The sequence below is a fragment of the Oscillatoria salina IIICB1 genome (genome assembly GCF_020144665.1).
Taxonomy (GTDB): domain Bacteria; phylum Cyanobacteriota; class Cyanobacteriia; order Cyanobacteriales; family SIO1D9; genus IIICB1.
On the sequence record NZ_JAAHBQ010000100.1, the window covers coordinates 1 to 15,391 of the forward strand.

General features: G+C 40.0%; 10 protein-coding genes. 5 read left to right on the forward strand and 5 right to left on the reverse strand.

The genetic code is table 11. The features are described 5' to 3' along the window. Positions 1-75 precede the first annotated feature (75 nt). Positions 76-918 carry a ribosome biogenesis GTPase YlqF gene (ylqF, locus tag G3T18_RS22045; protein ID WP_224412750.1) on the forward strand — a complete coding sequence of 281 codons (843 nt, stop codon included), beginning with the start codon at positions 76-78 and terminating at the stop codon, positions 916-918. A gap of 44 nt (positions 919-962) precedes the next feature. Here the strand turns inward: ylqF and G3T18_RS22050 are convergent, their stop codons facing one another. The 4 genes from G3T18_RS22050 to G3T18_RS22065 all read right to left on the reverse strand — a co-directional run bounded on the left by G3T18_RS22050 (position 963) and on the right by G3T18_RS22065 (position 7,086). Next, the gene (locus G3T18_RS22050) at positions 963-3,812 is read right to left on the reverse strand and encodes a hybrid sensor histidine kinase/response regulator (RefSeq protein ID WP_224412751.1); all 2,850 of its coding nucleotides are present in this window, start codon (positions 3,810-3,812) and stop codon (positions 963-965) included. A gap of 384 nt (positions 3,813-4,196) precedes the next feature. Then, positions 4,197-4,640, reverse strand: coding sequence for a Coq4 family protein (locus G3T18_RS22055; RefSeq protein WP_224412752.1), 444 nt, complete (start codon positions 4,638-4,640; stop codon positions 4,197-4,199). Between the two features lie 6 nt (positions 4,641-4,646). After that, on the reverse strand, positions 4,647-4,808 hold the full coding sequence (locus G3T18_RS22060) for a hypothetical protein (protein WP_224412753.1): 162 nt from the start codon (positions 4,806-4,808) through the stop codon (positions 4,647-4,649). A gap of 49 nt (positions 4,809-4,857) precedes the next feature. Next, a complete protein-coding gene (locus G3T18_RS22065; RefSeq protein WP_224412754.1) occupies positions 4,858-7,086 on the reverse strand; it encodes a sensor histidine kinase in 2,229 nt (742 codons plus the stop codon). Positions 7,087-7,355: 269 nt separating this feature from the next. Between G3T18_RS22065 and G3T18_RS22070 the strand changes: the two genes are divergently transcribed. Continuing rightward, complete coding sequence (locus tag G3T18_RS22070; protein ID WP_224412759.1) at positions 7,356-7,982, forward strand: response regulator; 627 nt, start codon at positions 7,356-7,358, stop codon at positions 7,980-7,982. A 102-nt stretch (positions 7,983-8,084) separates the two neighbouring features. On the opposite strand, the gene G3T18_RS22075 is transcribed toward G3T18_RS22070, so the two are convergent. Beyond that, positions 8,085-8,276, reverse strand: a complete 192-nt coding sequence (locus tag G3T18_RS22075; RefSeq protein WP_224412755.1) for a hypothetical protein — start codon at positions 8,274-8,276, stop codon at positions 8,085-8,087. A gap of 447 nt (positions 8,277-8,723) precedes the next feature. Here G3T18_RS22075 and G3T18_RS22080 point away from each other — a divergent pair, with 447 nt between their 5' ends. The 3 genes from G3T18_RS22080 to treY all read left to right on the forward strand — a co-directional run bounded on the left by G3T18_RS22080 (position 8,724) and on the right by treY (position 15,292). Further along, the gene (locus G3T18_RS22080; protein ID WP_224412756.1) at positions 8,724-10,070 is read left to right on the forward strand and encodes a sensor histidine kinase; all 1,347 of its coding nucleotides are present in this window, start codon (positions 8,724-8,726) and stop codon (positions 10,068-10,070) included. A 485-nt stretch (positions 10,071-10,555) separates the two neighbouring features. Beyond that, positions 10,556-12,376: a malto-oligosyltrehalose trehalohydrolase gene (gene treZ / locus G3T18_RS22085; RefSeq protein ID WP_224412757.1), complete on the forward strand. Its 1,821-nt coding sequence runs from the start codon at positions 10,556-10,558 to the stop codon at positions 12,374-12,376. Positions 12,377-12,442: 66 nt separating this feature from the next. Continuing rightward, positions 12,443-15,292, forward strand: a complete 2,850-nt coding sequence (gene treY, locus G3T18_RS22090) for a malto-oligosyltrehalose synthase (protein WP_224412758.1) — start codon at positions 12,443-12,445, stop codon at positions 15,290-15,292. Positions 15,293-15,391 lie beyond the last annotated feature (99 nt).

Consider the following 15,391-nt stretch of genomic DNA (forward strand, 5'->3'; position numbering starts at 1 on the left):
TCTTCCCCATCGGTAATCCCGACTGTTCACTGATAACTGATAACTGCTAACTGAAATCCCCAATCCCCAAGACAAATGACTTCTCCTCCGATTCAATGGTATCCCGGACATATTGCTAAAGCCGAGAAACAACTCAAAGAACAAATCAAGCGCGTGGATGTGGTGCTAGAAGTGCTAGATGCACGGATTCCGCTTGCTTCACATCATCCCCAGGTGGCGGAGTGGGTGGGAAGTAAAACACGGTTGTTGGTTCTCAATCGGGTGGATATGATTCCGGAAGGGATGCAGCAGGACTGGCGAGATTGGTTTAAGGCGCAGGGAGAGACACTTTACTTTACTGATGCACAAAATGGTAAAGGTGTCAAGCTGTTGAAAAATGCAGCGCAAGGGGCTGGGGTAGAGATGAATCAGAGAAGGCGCGATCGCGGAATGCGTCCCCGTCCGGTTCGAGCAGTGGTAATTGGCTTTCCTAATGTCGGTAAATCGGCTCTGATTAACCGTTTGGTGCGCCGTAAAGCGGTGAAAAGCGCCCGACGTGCGGGGGTGACTAAACAATTGCAATGGGTGCGGATCTCGGACGAAATTGAGCTACTGGATGCACCGGGTGTAATTCCGGGAAGGTTGGATAATCAAAAAGATGCGGTAAAGTTAGCTATTTGCGATGATATTGGCGAAGCAGCTTATGATAATCAAAGAGTAGCCGCAGCCTTGGTAGATTTACTGGGAGATTTAGATTTTGCTGACGTATTAAAGTCTCGTTACGGTCAGGAATTAGGCTTACTTACAGGAGAAGAATATATTTATAATTTAGCTTATGTTCGCTACAAAGGTGATGTGGAAAGAGTTGCCGTTTTGTTATTAAATGATTTTCGTAAGGGTTTAATGGGTAATATTCCTTTAGAATTTCCTCCTGAGTGAATAATGTAGTTTGATTTCTCGCTCGATCTAAAAACTTGTTTAAGTTAATTTTTTTCAGTAGTAGCTTCAGCTAACTGCATTACGGTATCGAAGCGATAATTATTGACTAAATCTTCTAAAGCGGCAACCAAATGAACATTTTCAGCAGGAATTTCTTGAATAAGTTGTAAAAGCAATCGATCGTCGCATTTACAAGCAGTATTATATAAATTTTCTCTCCATTCTTGAGGCATAACGGTTAAACTTTCTGGATTAAGTTGCTCGAATTTGCCTGTTGATTCTACTATACCATTTTTTGGCGATCGCGCGATCGGGTGCAATTCCTGCTCGCTCGTCTTGACAACATACTTAACTTGGAGATAGTGTGCGATCGTGGTTAACAGTTTTTCTTCTTGAAAAGGTTTAGACAAAAAATCATTGCATCCGGCGGCTAAAATAGCTTCTCTTTGCTCTTCAAAAGCAGTAGCAGTTAAAGCAATGATTGGCGTACGTTTCTGCTTGAATTTTTCCTGTTCTTTAATATATTTAGTAGCTTCAATTCCATCCATTAAAGGCATATGAATATCCATTAAAATTAGATCTGGTTGCCAACTCAACCACAAACTAATTGCTTCGCGACCATTTTCTGCTTCCCTTACTTCAAAGCCCAAATTAGTAAGTATATCGGTAACTAAAAGTCGATTTGTCGAAATATCTTCGGCAACCAAAATGCGATATATAGGTTGATTGGGAGCTAAACCAATAAATTTTTTCTTCCTAAGTTGAGACTTTTCTATTTGCTCTTCTTCAATTACTTTTAAAGAAACTTCAAAGCTAAATTTACTTCCTTGATTTGGTTGAGAAACTACCGAAATTTCACCTCCGAACATTTGCACAAATTTTGCACTAATCGGCAAACCCAAACCAGTTCCTTGACCGGATTTTAAACCAGTTTCAGTTTGAGCAAAGGGTTGAAATAACTTATCTATTTCCTCTGATTTAATACCTGCACCCGTGTCAATAACGGCAAATAAAACTTTTACTTCTTTATTAGTTATTCGTGGTTCAGTGAGAGAATTTTCTGGCAAAGAGTTTTGGGGTAATGTATTGACAACCGAGATCTGAAGAATAACGCTACCTGTGCGCGTAAATTTAATAGCATTTCCGACTAAATTAATTAAAATTTGGCGTAGTTTACTTTCATCAGTTTGTACATAACGAGGTAATTCGCTCGCTCGGTCAAAAATTAATTCTAAGTTTTTCGATTTCGCTTTCAGGTGAAGCATAGCTTCTACACTATCGAGTAAGCCATAAAGGTCGAATTTAGTTTCCTTAAATGTAAGTCGTCCCGCCTCAATTTTCGACATTTCTAAGATGTCGTTAATTAAGTTTAAAAGATGCTCGCCACTGTTGTTGATAATCGTCATATATTTTCGATGTTCTGCGGATAAATTTTCGTCACGATTGATTAATTGAGTGAAACCCAAAATCGCATTAAGTGGAGTACGCAATTCGTGACTCATTTTGGCGAGGAAATCGCTTTTAGCGCGGTTAGCATTGTCAGCATTAACCTTGGCTGCTTCTAATTCTTTTGTCCGTTTCTTAACTCGTTGTTCCAGTTGTTGATTAGCTAATTCTAAAGCAGAAAAAGACTGCCGTAACTGGTCTGCCATTTGGTTAAAAGATTGAGCGAGAATATCCAGTTCATTTACAGAAGATCGTTTAACTTTTCGGTTGAGTTTACCGCTAGCTAATGCCTGACTTGCTTGACTTATTTGATGAATCGATTGACTGAGCAAACGAGAAGCAAAAATGCCTGTTACTGTTGCGAGAATTAAGGCGAAAATACAGAGGAAGATAACCTGGCGAATATAGCTGTTAATTTCTTTGGTGAAATCTGCTTCGGGGATCGCGACAACGGTTAGCCAGTCGATCCCGTGAAAACCTTTAATTGGTTCGACTTCAACTATAATCCGCGAGCCATTTTCCTTGAAAATAAAATCTCGTTGGCGATTGATTTGCTCAAAGTTATCAAGTTGCTCGATTAATTTTTGGCTTGTAGCTCTAATTATCGGTTGACTGCTTTCTATGGCTTGTAATCGTTCAGTTTTACCTTTAACGATTTTCAAAGGAAGTTCGGAGGTGGAACTAGCAACAATTTCTCCCGAGCGATCGACAATAAAAGCAACTCCAGAAGGACTAATATGAATATCCCGGAGAAAATCGGCAATTTGCTCTAGCGAAATTTCCATTCCCAAGACTCCGATCAATTCTTTTTCTGAAGTGTAAATAGGTACAACTGGGCTGGTTTCAAGCTTTGCTTCTCCTACTTCGGGGTAGATTGGACCCCAGGTATGAGTTCCTGCTACTATAGCAGCTTGGTACCAAGGTCTGGTGGTTACATCATAGTCTCCTTGAGTTCCGAGTAACTCACCACGCTGACAGCGATCGTCGAGTTGATAGATATTTCTTTTGGAATTTGTCGTGCGATCGCGTACTTTGACGATAATTTGACCATCTTCTTCACGCTGAATCGCCAAAACGTTACCTTCTGGGTTGCCGAAAATTAGGTAATCTACTACGTCAGGTTGTTTAACTTGTTCCCAAAAGTAACATTCTAGTTGGGCGAAATTATTCACGTCAATGCGACCGCCTTCTATACTAGCTAAGATGCTTTGATGAATGCGATGATGTTGCTCTAAGAAACTGTAGGTATGTAACTCGATGCGATCGGCAATTTCTTCTCCTAAACGGATAATCATTTCGTCTGTGGCTTTTCGTGCTTTACGTAAAGAAATATATCCAGTAAGCCCAATAATAGCAAATATTTGTAGCAAAAACGGAACTACTAAAATGAGATATAAAGGTATACTTTTTCGCCGAGAAATAGAATTAGAGCGTTTTTTAAATAACATAACTGTAACCGATAAAAACTGGGTATTTTAATCCCATTCAGGTAAATGGGTTGAGGTTTTCACTGCTCCTAGTGGTTATCTTCTTACCAGAAATAAGCGGTCAAGGATAAGATAAATGAAAATAGGAGTTAACCTTACTTACCAGTTTAAGTTGTTCTTGTGAAAAACTTGTGAATATCTACGCTACAGTAAATTGTTGGTTATCTCGGTTTAGTTAGCTGTTGACAGATCTGGAAAAAGCCTTTACTTTCTCAGCAGTAAAATCACTTAAAGATTTCTCTAGTTAAATATTTTTGTAATTTCCTTGACTTATTTGATTTTCTATGTTTGATAATCTGGAAATCTGAATTATGGCTATGTTAGTTTGAGTTAAAATCGATCTTCTCAGGCACTTTCTGTTAAGTGAAAACCTAGCTCAGATTTGACTTCTGCTAACGGTTTTTGCCAATGTTCTTCAAAACGATAACCTAAAAGAAAGCCAACTTGTTTACCCATTGCTGTACCTTTGCGGATATTAGCAAAACTGGCTTGAATTTGCCGAGGAGCCAAAATCGGATACAATATTTTAGCGGTCGCTAAACCAATCCCTAAAAATTTACTGTAATTTTGGGCGACTGCAAACGCTAATACGCCAATTTCTCCAGCATAACTGGTGTCAAAACCGAGCAAAGTATGGAAAATATCGTGAGTGACAGCGTATCTCAAAGCAAAGACATTTCGCTTGGCAATTTTGTCCATTTCCGAGCTGACATTGAAAGGTTTTAGCTTCGCTTCTTTCATGTGCAAAGCATACTGATAACCAAAGGTATTTTCAGGTAATTTCAGCAATTCTTCTCAATCAATTGGCGGATAATAACCAATTACTCGTTGCATTTTTGCTTCTACTTTGGGATTAATTTTTGCGCCAAAAGCATCAGCTTTGAGGATAGCTGCATCACCGAGTTTACCTGTTTGATAAGCTTGGTATGCTCGATATAATTGTCGGCAGTTAATCATCTTTTTGGTAATAAAATGAACAAATAACCTCTAATTTGTCTTGACAAAATCAATTGGCGAGCGGAATTGTAAACCAAAAAGTAGTACCCCGGTTCGGCGTACTATCTACGCCAATTTTGCCTCCATGAGCGGTAATAATTTGACGACATAGATAAGAACCCAAACCGATACCAGTTAAGTGACGATTGTGTAAACCACGCACATAAAGTTTAAACAAAGATTGTTGTTGAGATTTATTCATTCCTACACCATTGTCAGAGATTGTACAGCGTATGCTTTGGTTTTCTTCTGTAGCTTGAAAAGTAATATTTACTCCAGGTGGGTTATGTTTTAAAGCATTGGTAATTAAGTTAGTAAAAACGCACTTGAGCTTGTCATAATCGGCAAGCAAAGGTGGTAAATTTTGCGGGAGCGAATTTTGCCAAGTTGCAGAATTTTGCTCAAAAAGAGGCTGCATTTGAGTAACAGTTTCCTCAACTAAATCAAGTAAAGATAACTGTTGAGGATAAAGAATCATTTGTCTACCGTCACATTCGAGGTCTTCCGATAAAGCATTGATTAAGGTAAGCTGGCGATCGCAGCTTAAAATCGTCTTCTCTAAAATCCCGCGAGAAATAGTAACCTTGTCTCCTGCTTGCTTCTGCATATTCTTCAAAATCAATACCATTCCCATAATTGAGGTACGCAAATCGTGAGAAACTGCTTGTAAGAAAATATCTTTGAGTTGGGATAACTTTTGTACCTCTTTGATTTGCCGATGAAGTTGTTGAGTACGCTCAGCTACTTGACGTTCTAAATTACTATTAAGATCCCGTACTTGTCGGTAAAGTTGAGCTTGTTGAATGGCAATAACTACTTGAGTTGCTAATTGTTTGAGAAGATCCACTTCATCAGGTTGCCAATAACGGGGACGATCGCATTGATGGGCTACTAATAAACCATAAAGCTCATTTTCGAGCATTAAAGGAACCGCAATTACAGCTTTAATTTGATATTTTTGATAAAATTTTCCTACAGCAGGAGTAGTGGCAATAATTCTAGTATCATTAATCACCCGCACTTGACCATTACCATACATTGCCTGGGCTTCTTGAGACAAGCGATCGTCAGCAGTTACTCCTCGAATTGAAGGATAAAAAGGTGCAACAGATTCAGCAACGATTTTTCCATTTTCATCGTCGCACGCATAACCGATACAAACTCGATCTGCTTGTAATAACTGACGAATTTCTGCCGCAGTCGTCTGAAAAATTTCTTCTAAGTCTAAAGATTGACGAATACGTTGAGACACTTCTGCTAAAAGGCGATCGCGTTCTAGTGTAGCGCGGAGTTTGGCTTCTACTCGTTGACGTTCTGTCATTGTTGCGGCTAAAACTAAAGCAGTAATGGTAACAACAATCGTGAAAGTTTGTAACAACAGAATCCCTTGATTCATGCTGGTAACTTTAACAATAAAAGGTCCTCGTCCGAGTAGCGCTCCCCAAATCGCTAATCCGGAAACAATTAAACTAGAAAATACTGCACCTGGCGTCTTAAAGCGCAAAGCCGCCCAAACTACTAAAGGAAAAGGTAGATATTCCAAAGGATATTGAGAAAGAGCAACGCTAGTTTGGGAAACAAAGACAAGCCAACTAACTGCTATTAATAATGTAAAACAGACGAACGACTCAAAGATTTCTTCCGAGTGACAGCGAGACAATTGCCCTAGATTTAGCGATCGCCGGAGCGAGTGCTGAGAGTTAGCCAATTGCTGCCACCAGACTAATAATACAGGAGTTACAACTAAAATTCCCGTACTGTCTCCTAACCAAAAAATCCACCAATTTTGCCAGAAATTACTGCTGGGTATTTCCCCAACTAAAAACTGAATCAATGTATCAAAACTAGCATTGACAACTGGGGACAAAAGTGCTGCTAAAACCACCAGTTTCATGACATCTCGGATACGTGCTAAAGTTGGCGAAAAGCCACTTTTACGTAGTAAAATAGCACCGATCGAAGCCGAAACAGTACTACCAATAGTAGAAGCAAAAATAGCAGCCGCAGATGCACCCAGACTTTGTAAAAGTAACAGATCGCCTAAAAAAATAGCAGGCAAAACTCGCTTTCCCCAAATCAACAAAGCAGCAAGAGCAATACCAGCAGGAGGCCAAACAGGAGAAGCTTCTGCACCCAATCCCAGCAGTTTGAGGGTGAAGTAAGCGCTGAATAGATAGGCGATCGCCACTGTCGTTACAATAGCTAGATATTGCTTAAAACCGACGCTACGAAGAGCCATTGCGTCGCAGTTTGTTGAATGGTCGCAGACACCTACGTTAGACGATTCATATTTCTTTGGCAAAAACACTTCTAGGTAAATTCATTGATTTTACTTGCTTACATTACAAATGTTGCCTGAAGCGCGATCGCTTTTACTTCCCCTATCTGGGTGAATCAGATTGGTTATGATAGATTCGGATAGGAAAATACCCTCTTTTCTACCTCTCCCCAAACATAATGGATCGCAAAACTCTTTCGTTGATGAATTCTACTACGTCCTTATCAAAATTGCGGATTTTAATTGTGGAAGACGATCCGCTCATGCAATTGGGTTTAGAGCAAGCACTAGCTGACTACCCCCAGTTGGAAATTATCGAGCAAGCAGAAGACGGTTATTTGGGGGTACAAGCGGCTTTAAAACAAAAACCTGACTTGGTAGTTATGGACATTGGTTTGCCACGTCTGGATGGCATTGCAGCGACAAAGCAGATTAAAGAACAACTCCCGGAAGTGCGGGTAGTAATGCTAACTTCTCATACGATCCAGACAGAAGTAATTGCCGCTCTTTCTAGTGGTGCCGATGCTTATTGTATCAAAGGAGCAAGTATCGATCGCTTATTAGCAGCGATCGCGGCGGCTGTGGATGGCGCTACTTATCTCGATCCCCAAATTGCTCGTTTAGTGGTTGATAACCTCAAACCGGCGATACCTAACGCTAATATTGGTAATCTCTCGGAGCGCGAAACCGAAGTTCTCAAGTTGATTGTCGAAGGTAAAAGCAACTCGGAAATTGCCGCCGAGTTATATTTGAGTCCGAATACAATCAAAACTCACGTTCGTGGCATTATGAATAAATTAGCTGTCGATGACCGAGTACAAGCCGCAGTAGTAGCATTGCGATCGGGCTTAGTTTAACTGTTCACTGTTCACTGATAACTGAACCCAGTCCCCAATCCCCAGTCCCCAGTCCCCAGTCCCCAATCCCCAGTCCCCAGTCCCCAATCCCCAATCCCCAATTTAGCGATCGCTATTTCTTGCAATTAACCAAATTTTGGCAATTAATTCGTCAGCATTGCGATTTACCTCTTCTGCTACAGTAGTCGAAGAACTTTGAGGAGGCTGTTTCACTTGTCTCGATTGCATCGGCGCTGCAAAATAAACTGTGGCTGTTAAAATCGCCGCCGTGATTAAAGCTTCTAATTTTTGCATTGGCACAACCTCCCCACTAAAGTCACCAGGAGTTTATTAAACTGCACTCTCGATCTGTTGTATCTAGCTTCACTTTTTTGCTTCACTTTTCTGAATAGCTAGTGTATTCCTATCTCTAGGTCGTCCACTAGGTGAAAAGCCTCAGCTAGTCTTCGTGACGTGAGTAGAATTGCCTGGTTCCCGTAACTGCTTTATCCAAATTTGGTCATGCCTCTTTATATGCGCTTAACTAGAAATGGCACGATCGCTGAGTGGTCAGATTTTAAATTGTCACGAAAGGATTGAGGATGGGGGTTTTCACCTTAGCAGTTATCAATCGGGATGGGCAAATCCAAGACAACGAAAGGAGGAATATAAGGGATAAACTGTTAACTGGTAACTGATTTTAGCGATCGCCCGCAGGCAAATAACTACTCAACAAGCAAATTAAGCAACTTGCTCATTACAATGCAGTTAACTTCACTGTGGACTTCGCTCAGAAAGCAAATTCAAAGACTTAAAACTGCTTCAGTTTCGGAAGATTACGAAAAGTGGCGGCGTAATTTTCTCCTCCAACGTCTCAATCTAACTTACTGGATTGCCGCGATCGCCTCACCGACTTTTTTAGCATTAGACTTGTTTTCAGCACAGGTATTTAATGCCGGAGGCGACCCCAACCGATTAGTTAGTCCAGAAGAAATTCAGTTATGGGTATTTGAATATGCAGCAACCGAGTTATGTTTATTTCTCGGTATCCTCCTCTTAAGAATACCTTGGGCGCGACTTTATCCGATCTGGTTATTTTTAGGTTTTTCTTGGTCGCTGACATTACTACCCCAAATCTTAGCTACTTTCCGAGGCGAAGCAGAATTAAATAACCTAGCTTGGATGCTCGTTTTTCTCACCCAAGCAGCGTTAATCCCTGTTTGCTGGCGACTTCACCTCATTTCCCAAATTGTTAGCGTTGGTTATTACTTTTCGATCTCGTTATTTGTACTAGGTTTTGACGACCCCGATCTTTTCGAGTATGTCGATTTAGTTCACGTCTCAGTTATTTTAATTCTTTTCTGGCTTTGCTTAATCTGCGACTTAGGAGTTTATCTCTACGAAAACTTACAGCAAAGTGAGTTTGAATCGCGCAAACAATTACAAGTCTTTCTCCATGCAGTTTCTCACGACTTACGCAACCCAGTCTTGGGAACAGTAATGATCCTCAATAACTTGCTCAAACACCAGGAAGAAAAAATCCAGCTCGATCGCCAGCTTATTCAGCGAATTTTAGCAGGAAATCATCGGCAACTAGACTTAATCAACTCCTTAATCGATTCTCACTCCGCCGAAGTCCAGGGAGTATTATTGCACGCTCAACCACTTCAGCTCAATCTAGTCGTAGAATCCGCGATCGTCGATTTATTACCCATCCTCGAAGAAGAACAAACAAAATTAACTAATTTTATTTCTTCTCACTTACCTTTAGTCAAAGCCGATCCTCTTCAACTCGGACGAGTCTATCAAAATCTCATCGCTAACGCCATCAAATATAACCCTCCCGGCTTAACTATTACCTTAGACGCTCGACAAGAAAATCACTGGATTTACTGTACAGTAACCGATAACGGCGTAGGTATGAACCAAGCACAAAGCGAAAAAGTTTTCGAGCTTTATTTTCGCGGTTCTCAACGTCATCGTTCAATCGGATTAGGATTAGGTTTATATATGTGTCGGCAAATAATTATCGCTCATGGCGGTCAAATTGGCATTCGCACCAGCCCAGGAAAAGGCACTTGTTTTTGGTTTACTTTACCAGTAATTTAAAATACAAGGATCGGGATAAATACTTGCAAAGCAATCTAACCGCGATCGTTGCTTCCACCTTGTCCTAAGCCGTACAACCTTTCCCTACATCACATTTTCACCCTACTTGCATCTCATCTGTATCCTAAGATAGGTGTTTTTCATTTTTTTCCCGGTAAAATTCCATATTTAAGTCATCTAGTAAATAATTAGTTTTTTCAATTTTTGGTATTCGGCAGTATGTTTAAAAATTAATCTTCATAATTATTTTCACTTCAATCTATTGACAAAAAACCTAAAGTGTAGTTTTCTATAAACTGTACGCTCGCAAACAAAAAAATTCTAACTGGAAATCTATCTGAAAAAGATTATTTTATAATTTATGAAATAACAATTGACAATTGATTTAAATATCTCCCCAAAACAGCTAGGAATTAACTTTCAATAAAATCTAGAAAAATTCCCCCACTTAAAGTGTATAATTAAACAAAATAACAAACCTGAAAATGAAAATAGGCGCAAAATATTTAAGCAATAACAAATGTGAATTCACCGTCTGGGCTCCCTTAAAAAAAGAAGTCAACCTTCAAATTATCACCCCAGAAGAAAAAACGATCCCCATGCAGCAACTCGAACAGGGATATTGGCAAATAACAGTAGACCACGTACCACCAGGAACTAGATACTACTATCAACTAGACGAGATTGGATCTCGCCCCGATCCCGCATCTCACCACCAACCCGAAGGAGTTCACAAAGCATCAGAAGTCGTCGATCACAACAGCTACACCTGGAACGAAAAAAACTGGCAAAACCTTCCCCTCGAAGACATGATTATCTACGAATTGCACGTAGGTACATTCACCCCAGAAGGAACATTTGAAGCCATTATTGACAAATTAGACTACCTAAAAGAATTAGGAGTCAACGCGATCGAAATTATGCCCATAGCCCAATTTCCGGGATCGCGAAATTGGGGTTATGATGGAGCCTACACCTACGCCGTACAACACTCCTATGGGGGACCCGAAAAACTCAAAAAACTCATCGATGTTTGTCACCAACAAAACATCGCCGTAATCTTAGACGTAGTGTACAATCACTTCGGACCCGAAGGCAACTACACCAGCAACTTTGCACCCTACTTTACCGACAAATATCATACACCTTGGGGAAGTGCAATCAACCTCGACGACGCACATAGCGATGGCGTGCGTAATTACTTTATTGAAAATGCCCTTTACTGGTTTGAAAACTATCATTTTGACGGGCTAAGATTAGACGCCGTCCATGCAATTTATGACTTTGGAGCAAAACATTTTCTTGCAGAATTAACCGAAAAAGTTGCCGCCTTATCAAAAGAAAAAGGACGCAAATTTTATCTCATAGCCGAAAGCGACCTCAACGACGTACGCGTGATTAATTCCCCAGAAAAAGGCGGTCATGGAATCGACACTCAATGGAGCGACGACTTTCACCACATTTTACACACTACCTTAACCGGAGAAACAGGCGGCTATTACCAAGACTTTAGCGAATTTAACCAAACGATCAAAGTTTTTCGAGAAAGCTTTATTTATGACTGGAAATATTCCCCATGTCGTCAGCGTACCCACGGTAGTTATGCTGGAGATCTTCCCACACAAAAATTCGTAGTCTTCTCCCAAAATCACGACCAAGTAGGCAACCGAATGTTAGGGGAAAGACTAACAGCTTTAGTCTCCTTTGAAGCTTTAAAATTAGCCGCCGCAGCCGTCATTCTTTCTCCTTACATTCCCATGTTATTTATGGGTGAAGAATACGGCGAAGAAGCACCATTTCTCTACTTTATCAGTCACGGCGATCCTAACCTAGTTGAAGCCGTCCGCCAAGGTCGTAAGAGAGAGTTTGCTGAGTTTCATAAAGCTGGAGAACCCCCAGACGCACAAAGCGAAGAAACCTTCAACAAATCTAAGTTAAATTGGCAGCTACATAAAGAAGGTAAACATAAAGTTCTTTTCGAGCTTTATCAACAATTAATTGCCCTGCGACAAAAAAATCCTGCCTTTAAACAATTTGACCGCAAAGGCATAAAAATTTCCGGCTTAGAAGCAGAAAAATTACTCTTCATACACCGTTGGTATGGAGACAACCAAATTTATTGCCTCATGAACTTCAGCCGACAACCCGTAACTTGGAAAGCTGACATTCCTAATGGTACTTGGAACAAGCAACTTGACTCTTCAGAAACCCAATGGATGGGACCAGAAACTAAGTTACCAGACAGCTTATATGGCAGTAAAGAATTGACAATCCAACCACTTAGTTTCGCGGTATATACTACTTAAGTAAGTAAACAGGTGAGGAACTAAATCCTCACCACAAACTCTCAGACAAACCACAGGAGACAAATCGTGCGTATTCCAGCAGCAACTTATCGAATTCAATTTAACCCTAGTTTTAAGTTCAAAGACGCCCAAAAAATCGTATCTTACCTAGCCGAATTAGGCATTTCCGATCTTTATGCTTCGCCCATATTTAAAGCCAGAGAAGGAAGTACCCACGGTTACGATGTTGTCGATGCTACCCGAATAAATCCTGCTCTCGGAAGTCAAGATGATTTTGACAAATTAGTGGTAGATTTACAGAAATTAGAAATGGGATGGTTGCAGGATATCGTTCCTAACCACATGGCTTATGATAGTCAAAATCCCTTTTTAATGGATGTCTTAGAAAACGGACCCGACTCAGAATATTTCGATTATTTTGATATTGATTGGGAACATCCTTATGAAGATATTCGCGAAAGAGTTTTAGTTCCACTGCTGGGCGACTTTTATGGCAACTGTTTAGAAAGAGGGGAAATTAAACTTTCTTACGAAGAATCGGGTTTATACGTCAACTACTATAGTTTAAAAATTCCTCTAAGGATAGAATCTTATGCCCAATTTCTCGACCACGATTTAGCGAGATTAGCTAGAAAATTAGGGCGTAATAACCCAGACTACATTAAACTATTAGGGATTCTTTACATCATTAAAAATCTGCCCGACGAAACCGAAGCGGAAACTTCAGAAGAAAGCCGAAAAGCACGAAAAGACCAAGCTTCTTTTGTAAAAGGATTGATTTGGGAACTCTACCGAGATAACGAAGTAATTAAAGAATTTATTCACGATAACATTGAAGCTTTCAACGGCGAGCCAAATAATCCTGAAAGTTTTAATCTTCTCGATCATTTACTTGGAGAACAGTTCTTTCGTTTATCTTATTGGAAAGTTGGTGCCGAAGAATTAAACTATCGTCGCTTTTTTACTGTTAATGAATTAATTTCTGTCAAAGTTCAGGATGAAAAAGTATTTCAACAGACTCATGAATTAATTAGTGAATTAGTTAAAGCAGGTAAATTTACAGGTTTGAGAGTCGATCATATTGATGGATTATACGATCCCGATGCTTATTTACGGCGGCTCCGCGAAAAAATGGGAGAAATTTATATAGTAGTTGAAAAAATTCTCGAACATGGTGAAGAATTACCTTTGAATTGGCAAGTGCAAGGAACTTCTGGCTACGAATTTCTTAGCTATGTCAACGGAGTTTTTTGCAATACTAACAATGAGCAACAATTTAATAACATTTATATGAGATTAATTGGCTCTCTTGCTGATTACGAGCAGTTAGTTGCTGAGAAAAAGCGCTTAATTGCGGATAAAAATTTAGCAGGAGATGCAGAAAATCTGGCTAATTTATTGAAAAGAATTGCTGGAAAGAACCGCTATGGAAGAGATTTTACGCTTAATGGTTTGCGGAAAGCAATTCTCGAAGTTTTAGTCTTATTTCCCGTTTATCGGACTTATATTAACCCGCAAGGAGTTAGTCACCGAGATCGGGTTTATGTAGAAAAAACGATCGAGAAAGCTGCTGCACAAAATCCGCAACTTGTCAATGAGATGGAGTTAATTAAAAGGTTTCTGTTACTGGAATATGATGAATCTTTAACAGAAGAAGACCGAGAGTTGTGGCTGCACTTTGTGATGAAGTTACAGCAATTTTCTGGACCTTTAACAGCCAAAGGAGTAGAAGATACTCTTTTCTACGTTTATCACCGATTTATATCTTTAAACGAAGTTGGTAGTAGCCCAGATAAATTTGGCGTTACAGTCGAAGAATTTAACGAGTTTAACCAGCAACAATTTAAACATTGGCGACACTCGATGAATACCACTTCGACTCACGATACGAAACGTAGTGAAGATGTGAGAGCGCGATTAAATGTAATTTCCGAAATTCCTGAAGAGTGGGAAACTCAAATTCGCACCTGGATGGAAATAAATCGTTCTCACAAACAAATAAACGGCGATCGCGTAATTCCTGACTCCAACGATGAGTATTTCCTCTATCAAAATTTAGTTGGTGCTTTCCCCCTACATGACGAAGAATACCCCCAATTTATCGAACGAGTGAAAAGCTTCGTCGTCAAAGCAGTGCGAGAAGCAAAAGTTCATACAGCATGGCTGCGTCCCGATACCGAATACGAGGAAGGATTTATTAACTTTGTCGAAAAAATCATGCAGCCTGCAAAAGATAACGAATTTTTGCCCAAGCTACGCGAGTTTCAGGAATGGATAGCTAACTACGGAATCTTTAATTCTCTCGGACAAACATTGCTGAAATTAACTGCTCCAGGAGTACCAGATTTGTATCAAGGATGCGAACTTTGGGATTTAAGTTTAGTCGATCCCGACAACCGCCGCCCAGTTGATTTTGAACTAAGAAAGTCTTATTTAGACGAGATTAAAAAGCGGGCAAAAACGGATATCTTCGGCTTAGTTAAAGACTTGATGACGGCGAAGAAAGATGGACGAATCAAGCTATTTTTAATCAACCGGGCGCTAGGAGAAAGAAAAGAACATCCGAAAGTATTTGAACAAGGTGATTATATCCCCTTGCAAGTCACTGGTAACTATCAAAATCATCTAGTTGCCTTTGCCAGAAGATACGGAGAAACAGAGATTATCGCTGTTGTCCCTCGCTTTCTTACCAGCATTGTTGAACCAGGAAAAGAGCCTCTTGGTAAAGCAATTTGGGGAGATACAACCTTGCACATTCCTAACGGATCGCAATTGAAATGGCGTAACGCTTTTACTGAAGAAGTTATCCCAGGAAGCGATACTTTCTTAGTTGGTGAAATTTTGCAACATTTCCCAGTCGCGTTACTCGTCAGTGAGTCTGCAAGTGGAAGTCAAAAGTTAGGAATTACTCTTTAGTAAGTAGTAGCCAAGTAGGATCAAGGTGGGCAATTGCCCGCCACTTTTTTTCTCTTTGCTGAGATAAAATTTAACTAGCAAGAATAATTATTAAAATTG

Bases quoted from the DNA above. Each gene is read 5' to 3' on its own strand.
- ylqF (WP_224412750.1), top strand. From the start codon at position 76: ATGACTTCTCCTCCGATTCAATGGTATCCCGGACATATTGCTAAAGCC.
- treZ (WP_224412757.1), top strand. From the start codon at position 10,556: ATGAAAATAGGCGCAAAATATTTAAGCAATAACAAATGTGAATTCACC.
- G3T18_RS22060 (WP_224412753.1), bottom strand. From the start codon at position 4,808: ATGATTAACTGCCGACAATTATATCGAGCATACCAAGCTTATCAAACA.
- G3T18_RS22050 (WP_224412751.1), bottom strand. From the start codon at position 3,812: ATGTTATTTAAAAAACGCTCTAATTCTATTTCTCGGCGAAAAAGTATA.
- G3T18_RS22065 (WP_224412754.1), bottom strand. From the start codon at position 7,086: ATGGCTCTTCGTAGCGTCGGTTTTAAGCAATATCTAGCTATTGTAACG.
- G3T18_RS22080 (WP_224412756.1), top strand. From the start codon at position 8,724: ATGCAGTTAACTTCACTGTGGACTTCGCTCAGAAAGCAAATTCAAAGA.
- G3T18_RS22075 (WP_224412755.1), bottom strand. From the start codon at position 8,276: ATGCAAAAATTAGAAGCTTTAATCACGGCGGCGATTTTAACAGCCACA.